Source organism: Streptomyces sp. RGM 3693 (genome assembly GCF_050471125.1).
Taxonomy (GTDB): Bacteria; Actinomycetota; Actinomycetes; order Streptomycetales; family Streptomycetaceae; genus Streptomyces.
On record NZ_JBMPPQ010000002.1, the window covers coordinates 102625 to 123894 of the forward strand.

At 71.7% G+C, this 21270-nt stretch carries 21 protein-coding genes and 1 pseudogene; 14 read left to right on the forward strand and 8 right to left on the reverse strand.

Annotated features, from left to right (window positions below; all coding sequences use genetic code 11):
* Positions 1-25: 25 nt before the first annotated feature.
* From ACO0M4_RS17665 to ACO0M4_RS17680, 4 genes are all read right to left on the reverse strand, one after another.
* Positions 26-4750, reverse strand: a complete 4725-nt coding sequence (locus ACO0M4_RS17665) for a putative T7SS-secreted protein (protein WP_430373832.1) — start codon at positions 4748-4750, stop codon at positions 26-28.
* Between the two features lie 38 nt (positions 4751-4788).
* Positions 4789-5403: a hypothetical protein gene (locus ACO0M4_RS17670; protein WP_430371544.1), complete on the reverse strand. Its 615-nt coding sequence runs from the start codon at positions 5401-5403 to the stop codon at positions 4789-4791.
* A 13-nt stretch (positions 5404-5416) separates the two neighbouring features.
* Positions 5417-5845, reverse strand: coding sequence for an SseB family protein (locus tag ACO0M4_RS17675; protein ID WP_430371545.1), 429 nt, complete (start codon positions 5843-5845; stop codon positions 5417-5419).
* Between the two features lie 124 nt (positions 5846-5969).
* Positions 5970-6551 carry a TetR/AcrR family transcriptional regulator gene (locus tag ACO0M4_RS17680; RefSeq protein ID WP_430371547.1) on the reverse strand — a complete coding sequence of 194 codons (582 nt, stop codon included), beginning with the start codon at positions 6549-6551 and terminating at the stop codon, positions 5970-5972.
* 139 nt (positions 6552-6690) lie between these two features.
* Between ACO0M4_RS17680 and ACO0M4_RS17685 the strand changes: the two genes are divergently transcribed.
* Positions 6691-7215: a nuclear transport factor 2 family protein gene (locus ACO0M4_RS17685; protein WP_430371549.1), complete on the forward strand. Its 525-nt coding sequence runs from the start codon at positions 6691-6693 to the stop codon at positions 7213-7215.
* Here the strand turns inward: ACO0M4_RS17685 and ACO0M4_RS17690 are convergent.
* Complete coding sequence (locus ACO0M4_RS17690) at positions 7171-8880, reverse strand: PLP-dependent aminotransferase family protein (protein WP_430371550.1); 1710 nt, start codon at positions 8878-8880, stop codon at positions 7171-7173. The two genes, ACO0M4_RS17685 and ACO0M4_RS17690, sit on opposite strands and share 45 nt — an antisense overlap.
* A 64-nt stretch (positions 8881-8944) precedes the next feature.
* On the opposite strand from ACO0M4_RS17690, the gene ACO0M4_RS17695 reads away from it, so the two are divergent.
* Positions 8945-9952: a methyltransferase domain-containing protein gene (locus ACO0M4_RS17695; protein WP_430371551.1), complete on the forward strand. Its 1008-nt coding sequence runs from the start codon at positions 8945-8947 to the stop codon at positions 9950-9952.
* On the opposite strand, the pseudogene ACO0M4_RS17700 reads toward ACO0M4_RS17695, so the two are convergent.
* A pseudogene (locus ACO0M4_RS17700) lies at positions 9940-10335 on the reverse strand (hypothetical protein); the annotation flags it as partial. The gene ACO0M4_RS17695 and the pseudogene ACO0M4_RS17700 overlap by 13 nt on opposite strands.
* A gap of 64 nt (positions 10336-10399) precedes the next feature.
* On the opposite strand from ACO0M4_RS17700, the gene ACO0M4_RS17705 reads away from it, so the two are divergent.
* Complete coding sequence (locus tag ACO0M4_RS17705) at positions 10400-10651, forward strand: hypothetical protein (RefSeq protein ID WP_430371553.1); 252 nt, start codon at positions 10400-10402, stop codon at positions 10649-10651.
* An 11-nt stretch (positions 10652-10662) separates the two neighbouring features.
* Positions 10663-11829 (forward strand): SPFH domain-containing protein, encoded by a 1167-nt coding sequence (locus ACO0M4_RS17710; protein ID WP_430371554.1) that lies wholly within the window; start codon positions 10663-10665, stop codon positions 11827-11829.
* Positions 11830-11929: 100 nt separating this feature from the next.
* On the opposite strand, the gene ACO0M4_RS17715 is transcribed toward ACO0M4_RS17710, so the two are convergent.
* On the reverse strand, positions 11930-12427 hold the full coding sequence (locus tag ACO0M4_RS17715; RefSeq protein ID WP_430371555.1) for a MarR family winged helix-turn-helix transcriptional regulator: 498 nt from the start codon (positions 12425-12427) through the stop codon (positions 11930-11932).
* A 301-nt stretch (positions 12428-12728) separates the two neighbouring features.
* On the opposite strand from ACO0M4_RS17715, the gene ACO0M4_RS17720 reads away from it, so the two are divergent.
* Positions 12729-13940 carry a cytochrome P450 gene (locus tag ACO0M4_RS17720; RefSeq protein ID WP_430371556.1) on the forward strand — a complete coding sequence of 404 codons (1212 nt, stop codon included), beginning with the start codon at positions 12729-12731 and terminating at the stop codon, positions 13938-13940.
* Between the two features lie 65 nt (positions 13941-14005).
* Positions 14006-14200, forward strand: a complete 195-nt coding sequence (locus ACO0M4_RS17725; protein ID WP_430371558.1) for a ferredoxin — start codon at positions 14006-14008, stop codon at positions 14198-14200.
* 181 nt (positions 14201-14381) lie between these two features.
* Here ACO0M4_RS17725 and ACO0M4_RS17730 read toward each other — a convergent pair whose 3' ends face one another.
* The gene (locus ACO0M4_RS17730) at positions 14382-15287 is read right to left on the reverse strand and encodes a helix-turn-helix transcriptional regulator (protein ID WP_430371560.1); all 906 of its coding nucleotides are present in this window, start codon (positions 15285-15287) and stop codon (positions 14382-14384) included.
* An 85-nt stretch (positions 15288-15372) separates the two neighbouring features.
* Here ACO0M4_RS17730 and ACO0M4_RS17735 point away from each other — a divergent pair, with 85 nt between their 5' ends.
* From ACO0M4_RS17735 to ACO0M4_RS17770, 8 genes are all read left to right on the forward strand, one after another.
* On the forward strand, positions 15373-16428 hold the full coding sequence (locus tag ACO0M4_RS17735; RefSeq protein WP_430371561.1) for an NAD(P)-dependent alcohol dehydrogenase: 1056 nt from the start codon (positions 15373-15375) through the stop codon (positions 16426-16428).
* 222 nt (positions 16429-16650) lie between these two features.
* A complete protein-coding gene (gene rpmF, locus ACO0M4_RS17740; protein ID WP_430371563.1) occupies positions 16651-16821 on the forward strand; it encodes a 50S ribosomal protein L32 in 171 nt (56 codons plus the stop codon).
* Positions 16822-16827: 6 nt separating this feature from the next.
* The gene (locus ACO0M4_RS17745) at positions 16828-18153 is read left to right on the forward strand and encodes a GTP-binding protein (RefSeq protein WP_430371564.1); all 1326 of its coding nucleotides are present in this window, start codon (positions 16828-16830) and stop codon (positions 18151-18153) included.
* Positions 18154-18301: 148 nt separating this feature from the next.
* Positions 18302-18814, forward strand: a complete 513-nt coding sequence (locus ACO0M4_RS17750; protein ID WP_430371565.1) for an LPXTG cell wall anchor domain-containing protein — start codon at positions 18302-18304, stop codon at positions 18812-18814.
* Between the two features lie 27 nt (positions 18815-18841).
* The gene (locus tag ACO0M4_RS17755; RefSeq protein WP_430371566.1) at positions 18842-19522 is read left to right on the forward strand and encodes an RNA polymerase sigma factor; all 681 of its coding nucleotides are present in this window, start codon (positions 18842-18844) and stop codon (positions 19520-19522) included.
* On the forward strand, positions 19519-20094 hold the full coding sequence (locus ACO0M4_RS17760; RefSeq protein WP_430371567.1) for a hypothetical protein: 576 nt from the start codon (positions 19519-19521) through the stop codon (positions 20092-20094). The genes ACO0M4_RS17755 and ACO0M4_RS17760 overlap by 4 nt, the downstream gene beginning before the upstream one ends.
* Before the next feature lie 45 nt (positions 20095-20139).
* Complete coding sequence (locus tag ACO0M4_RS17765) at positions 20140-20775, forward strand: DUF4232 domain-containing protein (protein WP_430371568.1); 636 nt, start codon at positions 20140-20142, stop codon at positions 20773-20775.
* 178 nt (positions 20776-20953) lie between these two features.
* Complete coding sequence (locus tag ACO0M4_RS17770) at positions 20954-21253, forward strand: type II toxin-antitoxin system VapB family antitoxin (protein ID WP_016572550.1); 300 nt, start codon at positions 20954-20956, stop codon at positions 21251-21253.
* The last annotated feature ends 17 nt before the right edge of the window (positions 21254-21270 follow it).

Consider the following 21270-nt stretch of genomic DNA (forward strand, 5'->3'; position numbering starts at 1 on the left):
GCTCCCCAAGAGAGAGTCAATCACCTCAATCAAAGAACGGAATCACCCTCCCAAATTCACCCCAGTCAGGTTCGGGAATATTGATGGCCTTTCCATCGCGATCGTAGAACTTGACCGAATCCCACTCTCGATATCCATGCTTCACTGACCTAGCTATCCATCCCATCTCTTCCTCTGTTGCGTGCGGAGCTATCCCCTTCTCGTGACCCAGACCCCTTTTGGCCATGCCCTCAAATCCGCCAGAGAATCCCTTCATACTCACGTGAATTTTCACTGAACCGTCCTTGATGGCATCCAACACTGGCCCCCGCCATTCATCAGCAGAAAGACCCATGAAGTGCTTGAGCCCTCTCTGTTGGGCAAATGCCTCGACGCCATGATGCTGGTACCCAAGGGCCACCTCGCAGGGCGTCAGGCCGAGAGGGTCTGCCCACGCATGTGGGTTGGCCACGTAGGCGGCCGGGTTGGGGGATGGCTCAAGCCCGAGAGGGTCGAGAGTGAGATAGCGGCCGCTTTGGGCATCGAACGTGCGAAAGTAGTTGTAGTGAAGCTGCGTCTCTGGGTCGTAATACTGACCCGGGAACCGCAACGGCGTATAAGCAGTGGCATCTCCGTTCCAGGCGGTCGTACCCCAAAGCGTTGTTTGAGAACGCCACGCGACATCGCCGGATTCGCATACGAGTTCAGTCGGAGCACCAACAAGATCTGTGACGATGGAAAAGAAGCGCTGATCAATAGCCTGTTGGGATGCTTGAGAAAATTCTCGAGCATCGCCCTTGCGCTCAGTTTGAGTTAGGGGAGTGACTCCTTGGTGGTCCCAAGTGAGAGCAACGACCCCTTCCGCACCAGGCACGTAGGCGGATTGTTCGGCAAGTGTGGTTCCATCCCAGACGAAGTTGGTTTGGTCGATGACCGTTGCGCCGTCGACGGCCAGGCGTTGTTTGGCTATTCGGCGGGAAAATGGGTCGTGTAGGTAGCGCCAGGTGACACCGTCAGGAGTAATGACTGAACTGAGGTGGCCTTCGGTGTTCCAGGTGTACCGCCACGCATCCGGCTTGCGGGATATTCGCGCTTTCTGACGCAGGGTTACCCGGCCCAACGCGTCGTGCTCGTACCGAACACGCCCCGCCCGAGTGATCCGCGTGCCCTCATAGGCGCGCTCCCCCCGCGCCGAAGCGTTCGGATGCTGGTCTGGCCAAGACGCATACGTCTGGTTGCCCGCCGCGTCGTAGGCGTAGGTCTCCGTCCAGTCAGTGGCGGTGACGGCGGTGACGCGGCCGGCGCGGTCGAGGTCGAAGGTGCGGCGGCCGGTGTGGGAGTCGTCGATGGCGGTGAGGTGGCCGTCCGCGCGGTAGGTGTAGGCGCGTTGGAGGACTCGTTGGACCTCGGCCTGGGCGGTGCCGGTGGGGTCGGTGGCGGCGGTGGTCAGTGACTGGCTGGTCAGGCGGCCGGTGGGGTCCCAGGTGTGGCTGAGGTGGAGGGTGCCGCCGATGGTGCGGGTGAGTTCCTGGCCGGCGGCGTCGTACGCGAAGGACAGGGGGTGGCCGGCGATGTCCATGCCGGTGCGGTTGCCGGCAGCGTCGTAGGTGTAGGTGGTGGCGTGGCCGGTGGGGGTGGTGCGGGAGGTACGGCGGCCCAGGACGTCGTAGGTGAACGTCATGGTGCGGTCGTTGACCGTCTCGGCCAGGACCCGGCCCAGGGTGTCGCGGGTGTAGGTGACGGTGGCGTCGGGGTTGGCGGCCTGTCGGAGGTTGCCGGCGGCGTCGTGGACGTAGGTGGTGACCAGGCCCGCGGCGTCCTTGGTGGTGATGCGGCCCAGTGCGTCACGGGTATAGGTCGTGACCTCGCCCAGGGCGTTGGTGCGGGTGGCGAGCTGGCCGGCGGCGTCGTGGACGTAGGTCAGGGGGCGGTCGTCGAAGTCGGTCTCGGATATCAGGCGGCCGGCGCCGTCGTAGGCGTAGTTCCAGGTCAGGCCCTGGGGGTTGGTGACCTGGGTGAGGCGGAGTTCGGTGTCGTGGGCGAACTCGTAGCGGACGCCGTCGGGGTCGGTGCGGGCCGCGAGCAGGTCGAAGTGGGTGTACTCGAAGCGCGTCGTCTGCCCGACGGCGTCGGTGTGGGTGAGGCGGTTGCCCTCACCGTCGTAGGTCCACCTCTCGGTGGCGCCGGTGGGGTCGGTGCGGGCGGCGAGATTGCCCCCGACGGTCCACTGGAGGTGGGTGGTTGCGCCCAGGGGGTCCGTTACGGACGTGGTGCGGCCGAAGGCGTCGCGGCGGTAGTGAGTGGTGTGGCCCAGGGGGTCGGTGACCGCAGCGGGTAGGCCGGCGGCGTCGCAGTCGATGCGGGTGGTGTGGCCGAGGGCGTCCGTGACGGAGGCGAGGTTGCCCCGGGCGTCGTGGGTGTAGGTGGTGGTGGCGCCCGCGGGGTCGGTGGTGGCGACGCGCTGGCCGCGGGCGTCGTAGGTGTGGGTCCAGGTGGCGCCGTCCGGGCCGGTGACGGTGCGGGGGTTGCCGTGGGCGTCGTAGGCCGTGGTGGAGGTGGCGCCGTCGGGGAGGGTGACGGTGGTGGGGCGGCCCGCGTCGTCGTAGGTGAAGCGGGTGGTGCGGCCCAGCGCGTCGGTGGTGGAGAGGACGCGGTGCTTGCTGTCGCGGGTGGTGCGGGTGGTGGCACCGGTCGGGTCAGTGGTCGCGACGATCTGATGGTGGTCGTTGACCTGGTAAGTGGTGGGCTGATCCAGGGAGTTGAAGAAACGGTTGGTGCACAGGCCCGTTTGCGGGTCCGGGTCACCCCAGACGTAGCGGGCGCGGAGGTGGCCCGCGATGCCGCCCTGTGAGGTGCAGCGGTCCGCCTCGTCGTAGGCGTAGGAGTAGCTGCTGCCGTTGGTGTCGGTCCAGGAGGTGATGCGACCGGCGTCGTCGTAGGTGAAGCAGAGGGGGCGGTCGGTGGAGGGCTTGGTGACGGTGGTGAGGTGGCCGAAGGCGTCGTAGCCGTAGGTGACCAGGAGTTGGTCGCTGCCGTCGGGGGCGGCGCCGGCCAGGTGGAGGGCGGTGATGCGGTCGCCCTCGGTGGTCAGCAGGAGACGGTAGCCGGCGCTGTGGGTGATCGCGGTGGGCGTGCCGTCTTCGGTGTAGTCGAAGGTCTGGTGGTTGCCGTGGCGGTCGGAGATCTCGTCGAGGAGGGCGAGGTTCTCGGTGTAGGTGGTGAAGTAGCGGCGGATTCCGGTGACCGGGTCGACGAGGAAGTAGTCGCCGTCGGGGGTGCGGGCGAGGGGCGCGCCGTCGCCTTCGAGAGGGAGGGTCGGGACGCCTACGGCCGGGTGCGGGTAGAGGAGGAAGTTGCCCTCCTCGCCTATGAGGATGACGCCCTCGGCGTCGATCTCCAGGCGCTGGTCGAGGGTGCTCATCCACGTGCGGCCGAACCAGCGGCCGGTGCGGTAGGACGACTCGAAGGTGCGGGTGAAGGCGAGGGGGAGGCTGCCGGGGAGGGAGACGTCGGTCTGCGGCAGGATCATCCGGCCGGTGGCCAGGTCGATCGGGTCGCTGCCGAAGGTCTTGCACCAGGCGGTGCGCAGGCGGTCGCGGACCGTCCGTTTCCCGCCCTCCTTGGCGGCGTTACGGGCGGCGCCCTCGAGCGCGTCCTTCGCGCCCGCCTTCACCGCCCCCTTGGCCAGCCCGCCGGCCCCTTTGCCCCCGACGAGGTTGCCGAGGAACGTGCCGTACGCCTCCATCGGGTCGCTGCCCCAGCCGGAGCCGAGCATGCCCTTGGCCGTCTCGACGGGGTGCAGGGGCGCCTGAGCCAGCCCGAGGAGGGTGGTGGAGACGTTCGCGGCGTACTGGAAGGGGTGGGCGATGTTGTAGGGGTCGAAGGGGTTGACCTTGCGGGCGAGGTTCAGGGTCTCGATGCCGGCCTTCGCCACACCGCCGAGCAGGTGCATGTGCTCGATGGCGAACGCCTTGCCGCCGTCCTTCAGGCCGGCGCCCGCCAGATCGGTGAACTGCGGCTTGTCGGGGGCGTGCGCCAGGGCGCCTTGGATGGCGCTGCGGGCCCGCTCGGCAGCCTCGTCGCGCTGACTGCGGGCGTTCTTGACCATGTCCTGTGCGGCTTCGCGGCCCTCGGCGCCCGGGTCCACGAAGTCGCCGGGCGGGGTGGGCTGCGGGCCGGCGTCCTCGCCCCGTTGGACGGCGGCTTCGTAACGCTCGCCCTGCGCCACGTACGCGTCGACCTTCGACTTCCAGGACTGCAGGGCGTTTTCGCGGTCCTGCTGGGCCTGGCGGTACTTCTCGATCGCCTCGGAAGCCTTGCCCTGCGCCCATGAGACCGTCTCCGCGTACGCCTTCAGCGCCTTGTACGCGTCGTCGCAGGCGTCGGCGGCGTGCATCCACTGCTTGGGGTGCATCTCGAACGCCTCGCGGAAGGCGTCGGCGGCCTGGCCGCTCCAGTGCTGTCCGGAGCCCAACTTGCGCATTCCGTCGGCAACGCGGTTGAACGCCGCCGCGAAGTCCTTCAGGTGGGAGACCGTCTCTTCGAGCTTCGCGACGTCTCCGTGGATGAGCTGTGTGGGGTCCTCGGTCTCGTCCAACTGTCGCTCGCCGACGTGGGCGCCGAGCGCGCCCGCGAGCTTGTCGCCGCCCGAGCGGACCGAATCCGCGGCGCCGTCCGCACCGACCGCCTCCAGGCCGTCGCCCAGTTTGTCGGCGCCGTACTCGACGACCTTGCCGGCGCCGCGCTCCACGGCGTCCGTGAACTCGCCCATCCCCTCGGAGACCTTGTTGAGGCCGTCTCCCAACAAGCTCACTTGTCACTACCCCCGGGTGTCTGATGCGGCTCCTGGAGCTTCGCGGTGGTCTCGGTTGGATCCTCGCCCCCGTTGGCCAGGCGGTCCGGGAGCGAGGTCACCTCGTGCCCGAACTGCCGCGCGGCTTCGCTCGTCCTCCCGTAGGACTCGTGCGAGGCCGCCGAATTCGGGTCCCAGTCCCAGCGCGTGTACGCATCGACGGTGTCATTCTTGAGCTTGCTCCAGGACGTCCCGTGCAGCTCTTCCGCCGACTTGTTCGGGTCGCCGACGGCGGCGTTCAGCCCCTGTTTGAGGAGGTCGGAGGCGTACTGCTCCTGCTCGTAGTAGAGACCGGCCGTGATCCCCAGCTTCTTGGAGAAGTCGTTGGCTTCCTGCATGAGGTTGTAGACGCCCCAGCCCCAGCGGTCGCAGAACGAGGAGAAGACCGCCGCCAGCCCGTCATCGCCACACTCCGCGGCGTCCAAGGACAACTTGTCGAAGCCTCGGCCGAGTTGGGCCTCGATATCGAAACCCAACTCCTTTAGCTCGTCCGTCGCAGCGGTTATGCCCTTGGTGAGCTGTTCAAAAGCCTCCGGATCAGCGCGGTAGCCGCTTCCCTCGATAAGCCCCATGGACGATCTCCCCCTAGGCGTGCGTGGTGCCCGACGTATCGGCAACTGAGGCCGTGGCTATGCCGTTGTCCATGTCCACCGCGACGTGGTCCGGAACGATTCCGGACACCGGCGGAAAAAGCATGCCCGCTGCGCTTCCGGCGTCCAGAGCCACGCCCGCTGGCCCTTCGATGGCCGGGATCAGCACGTCAAGGATCCGGGCGCCGGACACGGTGAGGTACTGCCATTCCGTCGCCGGCTCGCTCCCACGGGCCGCGGCAAAACGGGACAAGGCACCCTCGTCGCTGAAGGCGTAAAGCCAGCGAATTCCGTCCATATCAGCGGCGAGAATGGCGTCGTTGACCATCGGGAGCATGACGACCGTGCGCCGGAATTCGCCGACCAATGCGGCCGGATTCGGCCGCGCTTCATGGAACGCCGCCACCTCGTCCGCCAATGGCATGGCGAGCCCCTCCCCCGTCGTTGTTCAGCTCGTCCGCTGGAACCACTTTGGCATACGGCACTGACAACGCCGCCGGGAGATCTCCCCAATTAAACCGGCCGGGAGTTCTTTTTTCGTTCAAGTATTAGGAGTCGTCCGTAGATACCTCGACCAGTGCCTCGGCCGCCGTGCGGGCCGTGCGGGCGGGGTCCGGTGCGCCCGTTATGGCGGCGCTCGTGATGGCGCCGTCGAGGAGGAGCGCCAGTTGGCCGGCCAGGGCGGTGGGGTCGTCGTGTCCCAAGGGTTCGACGAGGCGGGTGAGGTAGGCGAGCAGGGACTGTTTGTGGTCGCGGGTGATGTGGGCGACGCCGCCCGAGGCGGCGCCCAGTTCGCCGTAGGCGTTGATGAAGGCGCAGCCGCGGAAGTCCGGGGCGGCGAACCAGGTGGCGAGCCAGTCGAAGACGGCGAGGATCCGGGCCGCCGGGGCGTCGGGGTTCGCGTGGGTGTCCACGTAGGCGGCGAGGTCGGCCCGCCAGCGGGCGTCGCGGCGGCGCAGGTACGCCTCGATGAGGTCGTGCTTGGCCGGGAACGTGCCGTAGAGGCGCTTGAGGGACACGCCGGCGGCGGTACGGAGTTCGTCCATGCCGACGGCCTGGATGCCGCGCTCGTAGAAGAGCTTTTCCGCGGCGTCGAGGATCCGTGTCCGCACCTCGTCGTGGTCCGTCACAGGGTCCTGCCTTCCGTTGAGAACGAACGTTCTCTACCCTAGTCGAGGCGAGCGGAGAACGAGCGTTCTCCAGTGCTCTGGTTCTCTCGTCCTCCAGCTGCGCACGGTCATGCCACCCGCCACCGACAGGAGTCGCGCCATGTCCGATACACCCAGCTCATCCGCCTCATCCGCCTCATCCGCCTCATCGACCTCAACCGCCACGTCCTCGCCCCGGCCGCCGTTCCCCCCGTTCGACGAACAGAGCGCGCGGCAGAAGGTCCAGGCCGCCGAGGACGCCTGGAACACCCGCGACCCCGAGCGGGTGGCCCTCGCCTACACCGAGGACTCGGTCTGGCGGAACCGGGACACCTTCCTCACCGGGCGCGCCGAGATCGTCGCGTTCCTGCGCCAGAAGTGGGACCGGGAACTGGACTACGCGCTGCGCAAGGAACTCTGGTCGTACGCGGGGGACCGGATCGCGGTGCGGTTCCAGTACGAGAGCCGGAACGCCAGCGGCCAGTGGTGGCGGAGTTACGGCAATGAACTGTGGGAGTTCGACGCGTCGGGGCTGATGCGGCGGCGGGAGGCCGGGATCCACGACGTCCGGATCGAGGAGGCGGATCGGCGGATCTTCGGGTCACGGCCGGAGGGGGAACGGGGGCTGCCGATTCCGTTCCGGTGAGGATGCGCCACCTTGGGATGCACCAATTTGGGGTGCGCCACCTTGGGATGCACCACCTTCGGATGCGCCCCCTTCGGATGCCCCGTCGTCGCCGTCCCGTTGGCCCACGGCTCGTAGCGCCTCCCCCAGGACAGCGACGCCCTCGGTCAGCTCCCCGGGCGTGCGCGCCGCGTAGCCGAGCACCAGGCCCGGCCGTCCGTAGGGCCGCTGGCTGTGCCAGGACAGCGGCTGGACCTTGACGCCGCGGGCGAGCGCGGCGGCCGCCAGTTCGGTGTCGGGCGGGGTGGTGGGCGGGAAGGTGATCGTCAGGTGCAGGCCGGCCGCGGCGCCGTGGACGGCCGCGGCCGGCAGGTGGGTACGGACCGCAGCGATCACCGCGTCCCGGCGGGCCCGGTGGCGGCGTCGCACCTGCCGTATCAGACGCTCCAGTTCGCCGGATTCCATCAGGTGGGCCAGGACGAGCTGTGGCAGCGCGGCATTGCCGAGGTCGGCGAAGCGTTTGGCCGCCACCAGCGCCTCCCGGTAACGGGGCGGGGCGAGCAGCCAGCCGATCCGTAGGGCGGGGGCCAGCAGCTTGGAGACGCTGCCCGCGTAACAGACGTGGGCCGCGAGGAGGGAGCGCAGGGCGGGGACCGGGGGACGGTCGTAGCGGTGCTCGGCGTCGTAGTCGTCCTCGATGATCAGGCCACCGGTGTCGGAGGCCCAGCGGAGCAGGTCGCGGCGGCGGGCCCCGCCGAGCACCACGCCGGTCGGGAACTGGTGGGCCGGGGTGAGGAGGACGGCGCGGGCGCCGGTCGCCCGTAGGGCGTCGACCCGTACGCCGTCCTCGTCCACCGGGACCGGTGGGGTCGCCGCGCCCCAGTGGTGGAGGTGCTGGCGGGCGCCGAGCGAACCGGGGTCCTCCACCGCGATGGCGTCGACGCCGTCGCCGTGCAGCACCTGGGCGATCAGCCCGAGCGCCTGTGCCGTACCGGCGACGATCAGGACATCGGCGGGGTCGGCCCGGATACCGCGGTTGCGGGCCAGCCAGTGGACGACGGCCCGCCGCAGCTCGGGGGTGCCGCGCGGGTCGCCGTAGCCGAAGGCCGCCGACGGGAGCCCGGCGAGCACCGCGCGTTCGGCGCGCAGCCAGGCGGCGCGGGGGAACGAGGCCAGGTCGGGCACACCGGGCGTGAGGTCGATCCGCGCGGGGGCCGAGCGGAGGGCGTCGAAGATGTCGCTGCCGGGTGGGGCGGCGAAGAGGGTGGGAGTGGGGGCGGGGCCCTCCGTGCCCGCACCCGTCGTGGTTGCCGCGCCGGCCGTCAGCGGGGCGGCGACCACCACCGTGCCGCCGCGCCCCCGCCCGGCCACCTGGCCGTCCTCCCGTAGCCGTTGGTACGCCTCGGTGACCAGGCCGCGCGAGACCCGCAGGTCGGCGGCGAGCACCCGGGTCGCGGGCAGCCTGCTGCCGACCGGCAGCCGGCCGTCCGCGATGGCCCGCCGCAGCTCACCGGCCAGCCGCTCCGCCCGGCCCCCGACGGGCACCTCCCCGATCCGCAACTGGAGGAAATCGGAGCCGGCTACAGCCGCGGACGGGCCGACTACGCCCCCGGGCGTTATGGACCCCTCAACCGCACCTTCTTTGGACCTGTCCACCGGACCATTCTCCCGCGACGGTGATCCCATGAACGCGCACGCCCCAGCCCAACTCCCCTCCCCCGCCCCGGTATCCGAGGTCCACCCATCCGAGATGCCCGGAACCGATGCCCACGCCTCCCCTGCCTACGCCCACCGAACCGACGCCCACGCCTCCCCCGCCTACGTCCACGGCTACTCCGACGACGAGGCCCGCCGCCTCGGCGACCAGGCCGACACCCTGGCCGCACTGCTCCACGCCGGGACCGCCTATCCGGACGGGAGCCATGTCCTGGAGGTCGGCTGCGGCGTCGGCGCGCAGACCGTCCACCTGGTGAACGGCAGCCCGGGCGCCCGCATCGCCGCCCTCGACCGTTCCGCGTCCTCCCTCGCCCAGGCCCGCGCCCACCTGGCGACGCACGCCCCGGACGCGACGGACCGGGTCACCTGGCACCACGGCGACCTGCACCAACTCCCCTTCCCCGACGCCTCCTTCGACCACCTCTTCCTCTGCTTCGTCCTGGAACACCTCCCCGACCCCGTCCGCGCCCTGACCGAACTGCGCCGCGTTCTGCGCCCCGGCGGCACCCTCACCGCCATCGAGGGCGACCACGGCTCGGTCGTCTTCCACCCGGACAGCCCGGCCGCCCGCCGGGTGATCGGCCACCAGGTCCGCCTCCAGGCGGCGGCCGGCGGAAACGCCCTGATGGGGCGGCAGTTGCACCCCCTCCTCAGCGCTGCCGGTTTCGCGGACGTCGCCGTCCGGCCGCGCACCGTCTACGCCGACGCGAGCCGGCCCGGCCTCGTCTACGGCTTCACCCGCCGGACCTTTCTCGCCATGGTCGAATCCGTCCGGGACGAGGCCCTCGCCGCCGGGCTGACCACGCCCGCCGACTGGGACCGCGGCATCACCGACCTACGGCGCTCCGCGGACCCCGGCGGCAGCTTTCACTACACGTTCTTCAAGGCCGTGGCCGTCGCGCCCGCGGACGACCCGCAGGGCCGGGCCGACCCGGTCAGCACTCCCGTAGCGCGGGCAGTTTCTCCCGCGTCTGCTCGTCGTGCTGGCAGGCAGGCGAACAGCTTGATCCCGGGCGCCTCCAGCGCCGCCAGCTTCACGTAGTCGAAGGTCAGCGCCCCGACCGTCGGATGCAGGAAGGCCCACCGGGTGCTTCCGAAGTCCGCGAGGTGGTGCGCCTGCCACCAGGTGCCGAGCCCAGGGCTCCGCGCGCAGAGTTCCTTGGTCAGTCGATCGCATCGTGGATCGCCGAAGCGCTCGCCGGCGTCCGCCCGGAACGGGGCGACGAGGTCCCGCGCCTGCCCCTCCCAGTCCACCAGGAGCATCCACATCGCCGGGTCGCTGCTGCTCCCGCTGCTCCCCGACCCGGCGGCCCGCCGCGGCCGAGGGCCGGCGCCGGCGCACCACCCGACCGCTCCGGGAGCACCCCGCCCGGCCTCCTCGTCGCACCACCTCAACGGCGCACCAACTCGCCGCCCTCCCGCCATAGGCCGCCGCGCGCCGGAGCGCTATGGTCAGAATCCAAGAACGAACGGGGGAGGGCAGCGGTCGATGGCCCGGGATGAAGCCGTGATCGGCTGTACCGGAGTACTGCTGATCGGCACACGTGGAGCTGCCGGACCCGGTGAGGTTCTGGTGCGGATCCGAGGTGGCTCCGAGACGTTCCTCGCCTGGTCCCCCGAGCCCCTGCCTGTGGGGGCGACCGTGCTCGTGATCGAGTCCCGTGGCAATCGCCAGGTCAACGTCATGGAGTGGGCCGATCCGTTGGACGCGTCGGCCGGTGATCCCGGCGACGCTGGTTGAGGAGACAAGTGATGTTCGGTTACCGCGTTCCTGCCCCTGATCAAGCCATGCTGATCTCCGGTGGCAGGCGAGGACAGGGCGGGGCGCCCTTCCGGGTGGTGACCGGCCACGGCAAGTTCGTGCTGCCGGTCTTCCGCAAGGTCCGCTTCCTGACCCTGGCGATGTGTGAGGCCGAGGTCGCCGAGAAGTGCGTGACGAGGCAGGGCATCGGCCTCACGGTGCGCGCCGTGATCGCGTTCAAGGTCGGCAACGACACCGAGAGCATCGTCAACGCCGGCCAGCGCTTCCTGTCCGACCAGGACCAGATGGCGGTCCTGACCGGCCGGATCTTCGCCGGCCATCTGCGCTCCATCATCGGTTCGATGACGGTCGAGGAGATCGTCACCGAACGGCAGAAGCTGGCCACCGAGGTCCTGGAGACGTCCAAGACCGAAATGGCCAAGATCGGCCTGACCGTCGACTCGTTGCAGATCCAGTCGATCGACGACGGCGACACCGGCTACATCGCGGCGATGTCCGCCCCGCACAAGGCCGCCATCCAGCGCCAGGCCCAGATCGCCCAGGCCCAGGCCACCCAGGCGTCGGTCGAGGCGCAGCAGGAGGCGGCGCGCAACCAGGCCGAGTACCAACGGCAGACCGCCGTGGTCCAGGCCGAGTACAACGCCGAGGTGGACCGCGCCCAAGCCCGTGCCGCGCAGGCCGGCCCGCTGGCCCAGGCCCACGCCCAACAGGAGGTGCTGGCCGCCCAGACCGAACTCGCCGAGCGCGCGGCCAAGCTGCGCCAGCAGGAACTGGTCGCCGAGGTCGTCAAGCCCGCCGAGGCGGAGGCCGAGCGCATCCGGCTGCTGGCCCTGGCCGAGGCCGAGCGGATGAAGATCCAGGCCGAGGCCGCCGCGTCGCACGACCGGGTCGCCCTGGACCGGATGCTCATCGACCAGCTCCCGCAGATCGTCAAGGAAGCCTCCGCGGGCCTGGCCAACGCCAACGTCAACGTCCTCAACGGCACCGACGGCCTGGGCGAGATCGCCGCCGGCCTGGTCGGCCAGGGCCTGACCATCCTCGACTCGGTCCGCCGCAACCTCGGCACCCCCGACGCGTCCGGCGGCACCACCGCCCAGAAGGGGTCCACCGGGACCGGCAACGGCACCGCCCGCAGCGGCCGCGTCGAGATCGAGTAGCCCGCACGCCGGGCGGCGCTACCGGCCACCGCCCGGCACCGGCACCACCGGTCACCACCCGGGGGCGGGCCGTCACCCGGCTCGCCCCCGAGCGCGGGCGCTACGCCCCGCGCCTCCGCGGCCGCGGCTCCTCCGTGTTCATGTCGCGGACGTGGACCACGAGGCGGTCCAGCACCGCCTTCGTGGTGGCCAGTTCGGCGTCGTCGAAATCGCCGAGGGCCTGACGCAATCCGGCCAGTCTGGCCGCCTTGAAGCTCTCCAGGACGGCCTTGCCGTGCGGCGTGATCGCGACCCGGCGGGCCCGCCGGTCCATCTCGTCCGGGGTGCGCTCGACCAGGTCCTGCGCCACCAACTGGCTGATCTGCCGGGTGACGTGCGGCGGCTCGACCATCAGCTGCGCCGCCAGGTCACCGACCCGGCTGACGCCTCCGCTGTCCTCCAGCGCCATCAACAGATACAGGTCGGAGCGGCCGACCGTGATGCCCGCCTGGCTCGCGTGGCGCTCGTGCGCCCGCGAGCGGGTGAGCAGGTAGGACAGCGTGGCCAGCACCCCTTGCAGGGCGGCGGTGGAGTCCTGGTGGGGCGCGGGGTCCGACATGGGGGCACTGTAGCGGGCACCGGTTCCCGAATCCGTCGCGGTCCGTACCAGGATCCGGCCGCCATCGGGCCTCGCTACCACGCCGCCTGCGGTTCGCCCTACGGATCGCTCCACGGACCGCCCCGCGCCCGCCCGTTCCTCCGTCCACCCGCCCGTTCCTCCGCCCGTCCGCCATGCAGTTTGAGCCAACCTCGGGCCGGCCGTAATCCGTCCTTCCCTCCCCCGCCGGGCCTGCGTTAGCGTGGCCACAACTTAGTTACCTAAGTTAGGTAATTAACTCTCACGCGGAAGGACCGGCCGCATGACGACCGCAGAACGCACCGCTCCCCCGAAGCCCCTCACCGTCCCGGCCAGCCGCGCCCCCGGCTGCCCGTTCGACCCCGCCCCCGCCATCACCGACGCGGCGCGCGCCGAACCGGTCACCCGGGCGACCCTCTGGGACGGCTCCCCCTGCTGGCTGGTGACGGGCCATCAGAACGTCCGGGCGGTGCTCGGCGACCCGCGCTTCAGCGCCGACGCCCACCGCCCCGGCTTCCCCTTCCTCACCGCCGGCAACCGCGAGGCCCTCGGCACCAACCGGACCTTCCTCCGCATGGACGATCCGGAGCACGCCCGGCTGCGCCGGATGCTCACCGCCGAGTTCGTGGTCAAGAAGGTCGAGGCGATGCGCCCCGAGGTGCAACGCCTCGCCGATGACCTGCTCGACCAGATGACCGCCGGACGCACCTCCGGCGACCTGGTCACCGACTTCGCACTGCCGCTGCCGTCCCTGGTGATCTGCCTGCTGCTCGGCGTCCCCTACGAGGACCACGAGTTCTTCCAGGAGCGGAGCCGGATCCTGCTCACCCTGCGTTCCACGCCCGAGGAAACCCGGGCCGCCCAGGACGAGTTGCTGGAGTACCTCGTCCGGCTCGCCCGGGCCAAGCGGGAGAAGCCGGACGACGCCATCGTCAGCCGGCTGGCCGCCCGCGGCGAACTCGACGACACCGAGATCGCCACCATGGGACGCCTGCTGCTGGTCGCCGGCCACGAGACGACCGCCAACATGACCGCCCTGTCCACCCTCGCCCTGCTCCGCAACCCCGACCAACTCGCCCGACTGCGCGCCGAACCCGCGCTCATCAAGGGCGCCGTCGAGGAGCTGCTGCGCTACCTGACGATCGTGCACAACGGCGCCCCTCGGGTCGCCACCGAGGACGTCGTCGTCGGCGGCCGCACCATCCGCGCCGGCGAGGGCGTCCTGTGCATGCTCAACTCCGCCAACCGGGACGCCGAGGTCTTCCCCGACGGCGACGCCCTCGACGTGGCCCGGGACGCCCGCCGCCACGTCGCCTTCGGCTTCGGCGTCCACCAGTGCCTGGGACAGCCGCTGGCCAGGGTGGAGCTCCAGATCGCCGTGGAAACCCTGATCCGCCGGCTGCCGACCCTGCGGCTGGCCGTCCCGTACGAGGAGATCCCGTTCCGCGGCGACATGGCGATCTACGGGGTCCACTCCCTGCCGATCGCCTGGTGACCTCCGCCCCTCACCCCCTCGCACCACCCCCAACCACCGCCCACCACGCACCACTTGGGAGCACCATGCGCATCCACGCCGACCAGGAGAAGTGCTGCGGCGCCGGTAGCTGCGTCCTCGCCGCACCGGACGTCTTCGACCAGCGGGAGGAGGACGGCATCGTGATCGTCCTCGACCCCGAACCGCCCACCGCGCTGCACGACGCGGTCCGCGAGGCGGCGGCCATCTGCCCCGCCGCCGCCATCCTGGTGACCGACTGACCGACTGACTGGCTGGTCGGCTGGCCTACGGGCGACGGGCCGAGGGACCGACGGGCCGACCGGCCGCCCCTCGCCCCGCGCGCCCCGGCTCCCGCACTCCCCGCGGACCCCGGGGCGCGCCCACCGAAACCCGTCCCGGCCAGCCGAGGTGGCCCTTCTCCCGACCGCGGGGCCGCCGCCCCTACGCCACCGCGCTCGCCGCCAGCCTCCGCAGCGCCGCCTCGGACGGCGAGCCCGGCGCGGCGTGGTGGGTGACCAGCATCTGCTCCGGGTCGGCCGCCACCACCAGCGACTCGTAGGACAGCGTCAGCGGGCCCACCAGCGGGTGGTGCAACTGCTTCACGCCGAAGCCCTTGTCCTTGACGTCGTGCCGGGCCCACAGCCGCCGGAACTCCTCGCTCTGCCCGGCCAGTTCGGTGATCAGTCCGGTCAGCGCGGGATCGTCCGGCATCCGCCCCAGCTCGCGGCGGAGCAGCCCGACCATCACCTCCGCCTTGCCCTCCCAGTTCACGTAGAGCGCGCGGACCGCCGGGTCCAGGAAGACCTGCCGGGCCATGTTGCGCCGCTCCGGGGGCATCGCCGGGAAGTCCCCGAACAGGGCGCAGCCGAGCCGGTTCCAGCCGATGATGTCCAGCCGCCGCCCCACCACGAACGCCGGGACCAGCTCCAGCGCGTCCAGCAACTGCCGGCACGCGGGCCCGACCCGTTGCGGCTGGCGGGCGGCCCGGACCCGCCGGGAGACCGGGCGGACCAGATGCCGGAGGTGGTCGCGCTCGGCCGGGGTCAACCGGAGCGCGGTGCCGAGCGCGTCCAGTACGGCGTCCGAGACGTTCGGACCGTGGCCCTGCTCCAGCCTGATGTAATACGCCACGCTCACCCCGGCCAGCTGCGCCAGCTCCTCGCGGCGCAGTCCCGGCACCCGACGGTGACCGCCGCGCTCCGGCAGCCCGACGTCCCCGGGCCGCAGTCGGGCCCGCCGCGAGCGCAGGAACTCGCTCAGCTCGGTGCGCCGGTCCACCCCCAGGTCACCGGCGGGCCCCGGCCGGCCCGCCGCACCACCGGGCCCTTCGGGTTCGCCGCCCCCCAAGGTGGTTCCGTCAGTAGTAGGCACACCATTCATATGTTCAAGAGTGCACTGGTTAGGACATGCGGGACGACGCATTCTCGGTGGCATGACGCACACCTCTGTCGCCGCGTATGCCGCATCCGCACCGAAGGCACCGCTGGAGCGGACCACCATCCCGCGCCGCGAGCTGGGTGCCCACGACATCCTGATCGACATCAAGTTCGCCGGCATCTGCCACTCCGACATCCACACCGTGCGCGCCGAGTGGGGTGACAACGGGAACTTCCCGATCGTCCCCGGCCACGAGATAGCCGGCGTGGTCTCCGCGACCGGCCCCGAGGTCACCCGCTACCAGGTGGGCGACCGGGTCGGCGTCGGCTGCTTCGTCGACTCCTGCCGCACCTGCGAGAACTGCCGGGCCGGCCTGGAGCAGTACTGCACCGGCGAGCTCGGCACCGTCAACACCTACGGCGACACCGACCGGAACGGCGAGACCACCTACGGCGGCTACGCCACCCACGTGGTCGTCGACGAGAACTACGCGCTGCGCATCCCCGACGCGCTCCCGCTGGACGCCGCGGCCCCGCTGCTGTGCGCCGGCATCACCCTCTACTCCCCGCTCGCCCACTGGCAGGCGGGCCCCGGCAAGAAGGTCGCCGTGGTCGGCCTGGGCGGCCTGGGCCACATGGGCGTCAAGATCGCGCACGCCATGGGTGCGGAGGTCACCGTCCTGAGCCAGTCGCTCCGCAAGAAGGACGACGGCCTGCGGCTCGGCGCCGACCACTACTACGCGACCAGCGACCCGGCCACCTTCGAGGCGCTGGCCGGCACCTTCGACCTGATCGTCAACACCGTCTCGGCCAACCTGGACATGGGCGCCTACCTCGGCCTGCTGCGCACCAACGGCACCCTGGTCCAGCTCGGCGTCCCCGAGCAGCCGCTGCCCATCGCGCCGTTCGCGCTGATCGGCGGCCGCCGGTCGATCGCCGGCTCGCTGATCGGCGGCATCGCGGAGACCCAGGAAATGCTCGACTTCTGCGCCGAGCACGGCCTGGCCTCGGACATCGAGGTGATCAGCGCGGACCAGATCAACGAGGCGTACGAGCGGGTGCTGGCGAGCGACGTCCGCTACCGCTTCGTGATCGACACCTCGACGATCTGAGCCGCCGTGCCGATCCGACGAACTGATCCGCCAATCCGACGATCGCACTGACCCGTCGGATCCGGGCAGGTGAACGCCCGGGGCCGCCCCCACAGGCCGCCCCGGGCGTTCCGCGTGCCGTGACCCCTGGCACTGCACCGAGACTCTACTTGGAAATGGTACCCATTTCCATATAGCCTCCCTTCCGACCGGCACCCACCCGATCCCCGGAGGCCCACCACCATGGCCGTGCCCAAGCGCAAGCTCTCCCGCAGCAACACCCGCCACCGCCGCGCCCAGTGGAAGGCCAGCACCCCCCAGCTGGTGCCGATCACCATCGACGGCTCCGTCTACCAGGTCCCGCAGCGCCTGGTGAAGGCGTACCAGCTCGGCCTGATCGACCCGAAGGGCTGACCGGCCGTGCCGCACCCCCGACTGCCCGTCACCGTGCTCTCCGGCTTCCTCGGCGCAGGCAAGACCACCCTGCTCAACCACGTCCTGGGCAACCGGGAGGGCCTGCGCGTCGCCGTGATCGTCAACGACATGAGCGAGGTCAACATCGACGCCGCGCTGGTCCGCGGCGGCGACGCGGCGCTCTCCCGCACCGAGGAACGCCTGGTCGAGATGACCAACGGCTGCATCTGCTGCACCCTGCGCGACGACCTGCTGACGGAGGTCGACCGGCTGGCCCGGGCCGGCCGCTTCGACCACCTGCTGATCGAATCCAGCGGAATCTCCGAACCGATGCCGGTCGCCGCGACCTTCGCCTTCCCGCGCGACGACGGCGCCACCCTGGGCGACCTGGCGCGCCTGGACACCATGGTCACGGTCGTCGACGCGGCCAACTTCCTCCCCGAACTCGCCGGCGGCGACGCCCTGGTCGAGCGCGGCCTGGACCAGTACGAGGACGACGAGCGCACGGTCAGCGACCTCCTGATGGACCAGATCGAGTTCGCCGACGTCCTCGTCCTCAACAAGACCGACCTGGTCGACCCGGCCACCGCGGACCGCCTCGGCGCCACCCTCGCCCGGCTCAACCCGGCCGCCCGGATCGTCCCCGCCCAGCACGGCCGGGTCCCACTCGCCGAGGTCCTGAACACCGGCCGCTTCGACCTCGAACGCGCCCAACAGGCACCCGACTGGGTGCGCGAACTCAACGGCGACCACGTCCCCGAGACCGAGGAGTACGGCATCTCCAGCACAGTCTTCCGGGCCGACCGCCCCTTCCACCCGGGCCGCCTCTGGCAGTTCGTCACCACACGGTTGGACAGCGGCGACTACGGCGACGTCCTCCGCTCCAAGGGCTTCTTCCGCCTCGCCACCCGGCCCGGCATCACCGGCCTGTGGTCCCAGGCCGGCGCCGTCGCCCGCTTCGAACCGACCGGGGTGGACACAACCGGGGTGGACACAACCGGGGCGGACACGACTGGGGCGGATGCGACCGACGGCCGTGCCGAACCGCTCGACCCCTTCGAACCGCTCGGCCCCTCCGGCCCCTCCGGCCAGGAACTCGTCTTCATCGGCACCGACCTGCGCCCGGAGCCCCTGCACGCCGCACTGGCCGACTGCCTCCTCGCCCCCGACGAGCCGCTGCCCACTACGGACGACGACCCGTTCCCGGCCTGGGCGGTGCACGGCACCGACGACATCTGCGCACACGAGCCCGAGCCGGGGACCGGGACCAGCACCGGGGCCGGGACCGGGACCGGGACCGCGCCGCCCCCCTCGCCCGCGGCGGCCGGATAGCCGCACGGGATCACGAGGTACGGTCGCGGAGGCGGTGCTGGCCCGCGAAAAGTTTTTCGACCCGGGCGGCAACCCCGTCCCCGGCCGCACGTCGTCTCGGGTGAGGGCGCCTTAGGGCGCCACCGTCGACGAACTGGAGCAGCCGACCGTGAACCCGTCCCGTACCGCTCGCACCTCTCGTACCGCCGGCCACCGGCTGCGCCATTCGGCCGGTGCCGGCCTCCTGGCCGCGATAGCGCTCACCGCCGTCTCGACGACCGGCACCGCCTACGCCGCCCCCGCGTCCGCACTCGCCTCGGGCCCGGCCTCCAGCGCCAGCCCCTCCCCCGTCCCCACCCAGCCCCCGGGCCACAGCGCCACCCCGTCGCCCGTCCCCACCCAGCCGCCCGGCCACGGCGGCAGCCCCTCGCCGGTCCCCACCTACCCCCCGGGCCACAGCGCCACCCCCTCGCCGGTCCCCCCGGGCCACAGCGCCACCCCCTCGCCCGTCCCCAGCCGCCCCGGCAGCCGCCCCGCACCGACCCCGGCCGGCGGTGACGACAAGCAACTCGCCAAGACCGGTGCCTCCTCCGGGACCACCCTCGCACTGGGCGCCGGCGCGGCCGTCCTGATCGCCGCGGGCGGTGGCGCGCTCTACGCCGTCCGCCGCAACCGCGCCTGACCCCGACCGGGTACGCCCGAGGGAACGATGGCCCACTACGCCCCGCACCCGGCCCCGACAGGGTTCGCCCTGTCGGGGCTCCGGCGCGCCGCCTGGCACCGCCTGCTGCGCGCCGTCCGCCGCGATTCGCCGCCCCGCCACTCCGCATCCGTCCACCAACTGCCAGTCCCCACACGGCAGTTGACGTACGAACAGGACGGCGCACCGCCCCCGGAACCGTCCCGCCCCACCATCACCGAGCTCTACCACGCCCACCGGCTGAAAATGGTCCGGCTGGCCGTCCTCCTCGTCGACGACCGCGCCACCGCCGAGGACGTCGTCCAGGACGCGTTCGCCGCCCTCTACAAACGCCACGGCGAACAGCTCGGCGAGGTCGACAACGCCCTCGCCTACCTCCGCACCGCAGTGGTCAACGCCGCCCGCTCGGTGCTGCGCCGCCGCCGCACCGCCCGCGACTACACCCCGCCGCACGAGGCCGACGCGCCCTCCGCCGAGGAGCGGGTGGTCCTCGACGAGGAGCACCGCGAGGTCTTCGCCGCGCTCGGCGGGCTCACCGCCCGCCGCCGCGAGGTGCTGGTCCTGCGCTACTGGGGCGACCTCACCGAAGCGGAGATCGCGGCGACCCTGGGCATCAGCCGCGGCGCGGTGAAGTCCCTGGCCAGCCGCGCCCTGGACGCCCTGGAAAAGATCCTGGAGGAACGGTCTTGAGTACCCGCGACACCGCCCCCTGGGACACCTGCGCGGATCGCCCCGTCGAGGACCGGCTGCGCCGCGCCCTCACGGCCCGCGCCGACGCCATCGGCGTCCACGACCTCCGCCCGGCGGCGCCCCCCGGCCCGCACCTCCGCCGCAACCGCCGCCCCCGCCCGGCCTTCCTCACCCGCCTCTCCCCGCGCCGCCTCGCCCTGCCGCTGGCCGCCGCGGCGACCGCCGCCGTCGTCGCCCTCGCCGCACACCTCGCCACCGCCCCCGACCACCCGCCGGCCCCGCCGCAGCCGGCCGCCCCGCCGAGCCCGGCCCCGCCGACCCCGCGCGGCACCACGCCGGCCCCGTCCCCGTCCCCGTCCGCCCCGGACCGGTCCACGGAACCCGGCCGCGGCCCCCTCCCCAGCTCCCCGGGCCGCCCCTCCGGCCACCCGCCGCACAACACCACCCCGCCCGTCCCCACCGCCCGGCCGTCCGGCACCCCCACCGGCCGCGCGGCGCACGGCGCCACCCCCACCCCCTCCTCGTCCGCCTCGCCCCCGCCCACGGGGAAAGCGACACCCAGTGTTGGCTGACCGACCCTTGCCCGTCCCGTCCTCCCGTGCCCGACAATCGTGCCCATGCCCTTCCGGCCCGCACCCCCGACGCCGGCCCCGCCCCGGTGCACCACCGCCGCCCGCCGCGCCCGAACCCTCGCCGCCGTCGCGCTGACCGCCGCGACCGCCCTCCCGCTCACCGCCTGCCAGGACGGCACCGGCTACCGGGCGGACGCCGCCGCACGCGCCGTCTCCCGCTCGACCAGCCGCGGCGACCGGGGCGGCTGCACGCCCGACATGCTGCGTTTCCACGCCGGCGCGGAGCCGCACCGGACCCGCCGCATGCTGCTCACCGTCACCAACATCTCCGACCGGACCTGCACCTTCGCCGCCCAGCCCTACCCCCTGCTGCACTTCGGCGACCGCCGTCCCGGCCCCCTCCGGCCCCTCCCGGACAGCCGACCGCGCACCCCGGTCGCGCTGCCGCCCGACGGCACCGCCCACGCCGAGGTGATCACCGCCGCCACGCCCGGCGGATCGGGTGGTCGGAGCGCCCCGCGCAGCACGGCCGAAAAGGCGTCCCAATTCGGCGTCGCCCTGGCCGCCCGCACCACCCCCGCCCAGGTCGGCGTGGACGGCCGCGCCCCGGTCCGGGTGGACCCGGACGCCGCCGCGGTCACGTACTGGCAACCAGGCCCGGCGCCCACCGGGACGTGGTGATCCGGCCATCCCTCAGGGCACCGTGCGGCCGACGCGGGCGGACGGACGAGCGATAGCCCGTTCGTGCCGTATCAGCCAGCTCATCACCCACCAATGATCCAATTTTGCCGCGATTGATCGCCTTTGCTCCACCGCTTCCTGGCTGCGCCCGGTGCCCCCGGCCCGGTAGGCTTTCCGTGTGATCTTCAAGCGCATCGGAAATGGGCGGCCGTACCCCGACCACGGCCGGGAGAGCACCCGCCAGTGGGCGGACGTCGCCCCGCGCCCGGTACGCCTCGACCAGTTGGTGACCACCAAGCAGCAGCTCGACCTCGAAACGCTGCTCGCCGAGGACTCGACGTTCTACGGCGACCTCTTCGCCCACGTCGTCAAGTGGGAGGGCGACCTCTATCTGGAGGACGGCCTGCACCGCGCGGTGCGCGCGGCCCTCCAGCAGCGCCAGGTGCTGCACGCCCGCGTGCTCGAACTCGACAACTGACGACCGGACGCCGCCCT

Excerpts from the sequence above, each read along its gene's own strand:
- ACO0M4_RS17665 (WP_430373832.1), bottom strand. The coding sequence starts at position 4,750 with ATGGGCGAGTTCACGGACGCCGTGGAGCGCGGCGCCGGCAAGGTCGTC.
- ACO0M4_RS17670 (WP_430371544.1), bottom strand. The coding sequence starts at position 5,403 with ATGGGGCTTATCGAGGGAAGCGGCTACCGCGCTGATCCGGAGGCTTTT.
- ACO0M4_RS17675 (WP_430371545.1), bottom strand. The coding sequence starts at position 5,845 with ATGCCATTGGCGGACGAGGTGGCGGCGTTCCATGAAGCGCGGCCGAAT.
- ACO0M4_RS17685 (WP_430371549.1), top strand. The coding sequence starts at position 6,691 with ATGTCCGATACACCCAGCTCATCCGCCTCATCCGCCTCATCCGCCTCA.
- ACO0M4_RS17690 (WP_430371550.1), bottom strand. The coding sequence starts at position 8,880 with ATGGGATCACCGTCGCGGGAGAATGGTCCGGTGGACAGGTCCAAAGAA.
- ACO0M4_RS17695 (WP_430371551.1), top strand. The coding sequence starts at position 8,945 with ATGCCCGGAACCGATGCCCACGCCTCCCCTGCCTACGCCCACCGAACC.
- ACO0M4_RS17705 (WP_430371553.1), top strand. The coding sequence starts at position 10,400 with ATGGCCCGGGATGAAGCCGTGATCGGCTGTACCGGAGTACTGCTGATC.
- ACO0M4_RS17710 (WP_430371554.1), top strand. The coding sequence starts at position 10,663 with ATGTTCGGTTACCGCGTTCCTGCCCCTGATCAAGCCATGCTGATCTCC.
- ACO0M4_RS17715 (WP_430371555.1), bottom strand. The coding sequence starts at position 12,427 with ATGTCGGACCCCGCGCCCCACCAGGACTCCACCGCCGCCCTGCAAGGG.
- ACO0M4_RS17720 (WP_430371556.1), top strand. The coding sequence starts at position 12,729 with ATGACGACCGCAGAACGCACCGCTCCCCCGAAGCCCCTCACCGTCCCG.
- ACO0M4_RS17725 (WP_430371558.1), top strand. The coding sequence starts at position 14,006 with ATGCGCATCCACGCCGACCAGGAGAAGTGCTGCGGCGCCGGTAGCTGC.
- ACO0M4_RS17735 (WP_430371561.1), top strand. The coding sequence starts at position 15,373 with ATGACGCACACCTCTGTCGCCGCGTATGCCGCATCCGCACCGAAGGCA.
- rpmF (WP_430371563.1), top strand. The coding sequence starts at position 16,651 with ATGGCCGTGCCCAAGCGCAAGCTCTCCCGCAGCAACACCCGCCACCGC.
- ACO0M4_RS17755 (WP_430371566.1), top strand. The coding sequence starts at position 18,842 with ATGGCCCACTACGCCCCGCACCCGGCCCCGACAGGGTTCGCCCTGTCG.
- ACO0M4_RS17765 (WP_430371568.1), top strand. The coding sequence starts at position 20,140 with ATGCCCTTCCGGCCCGCACCCCCGACGCCGGCCCCGCCCCGGTGCACC.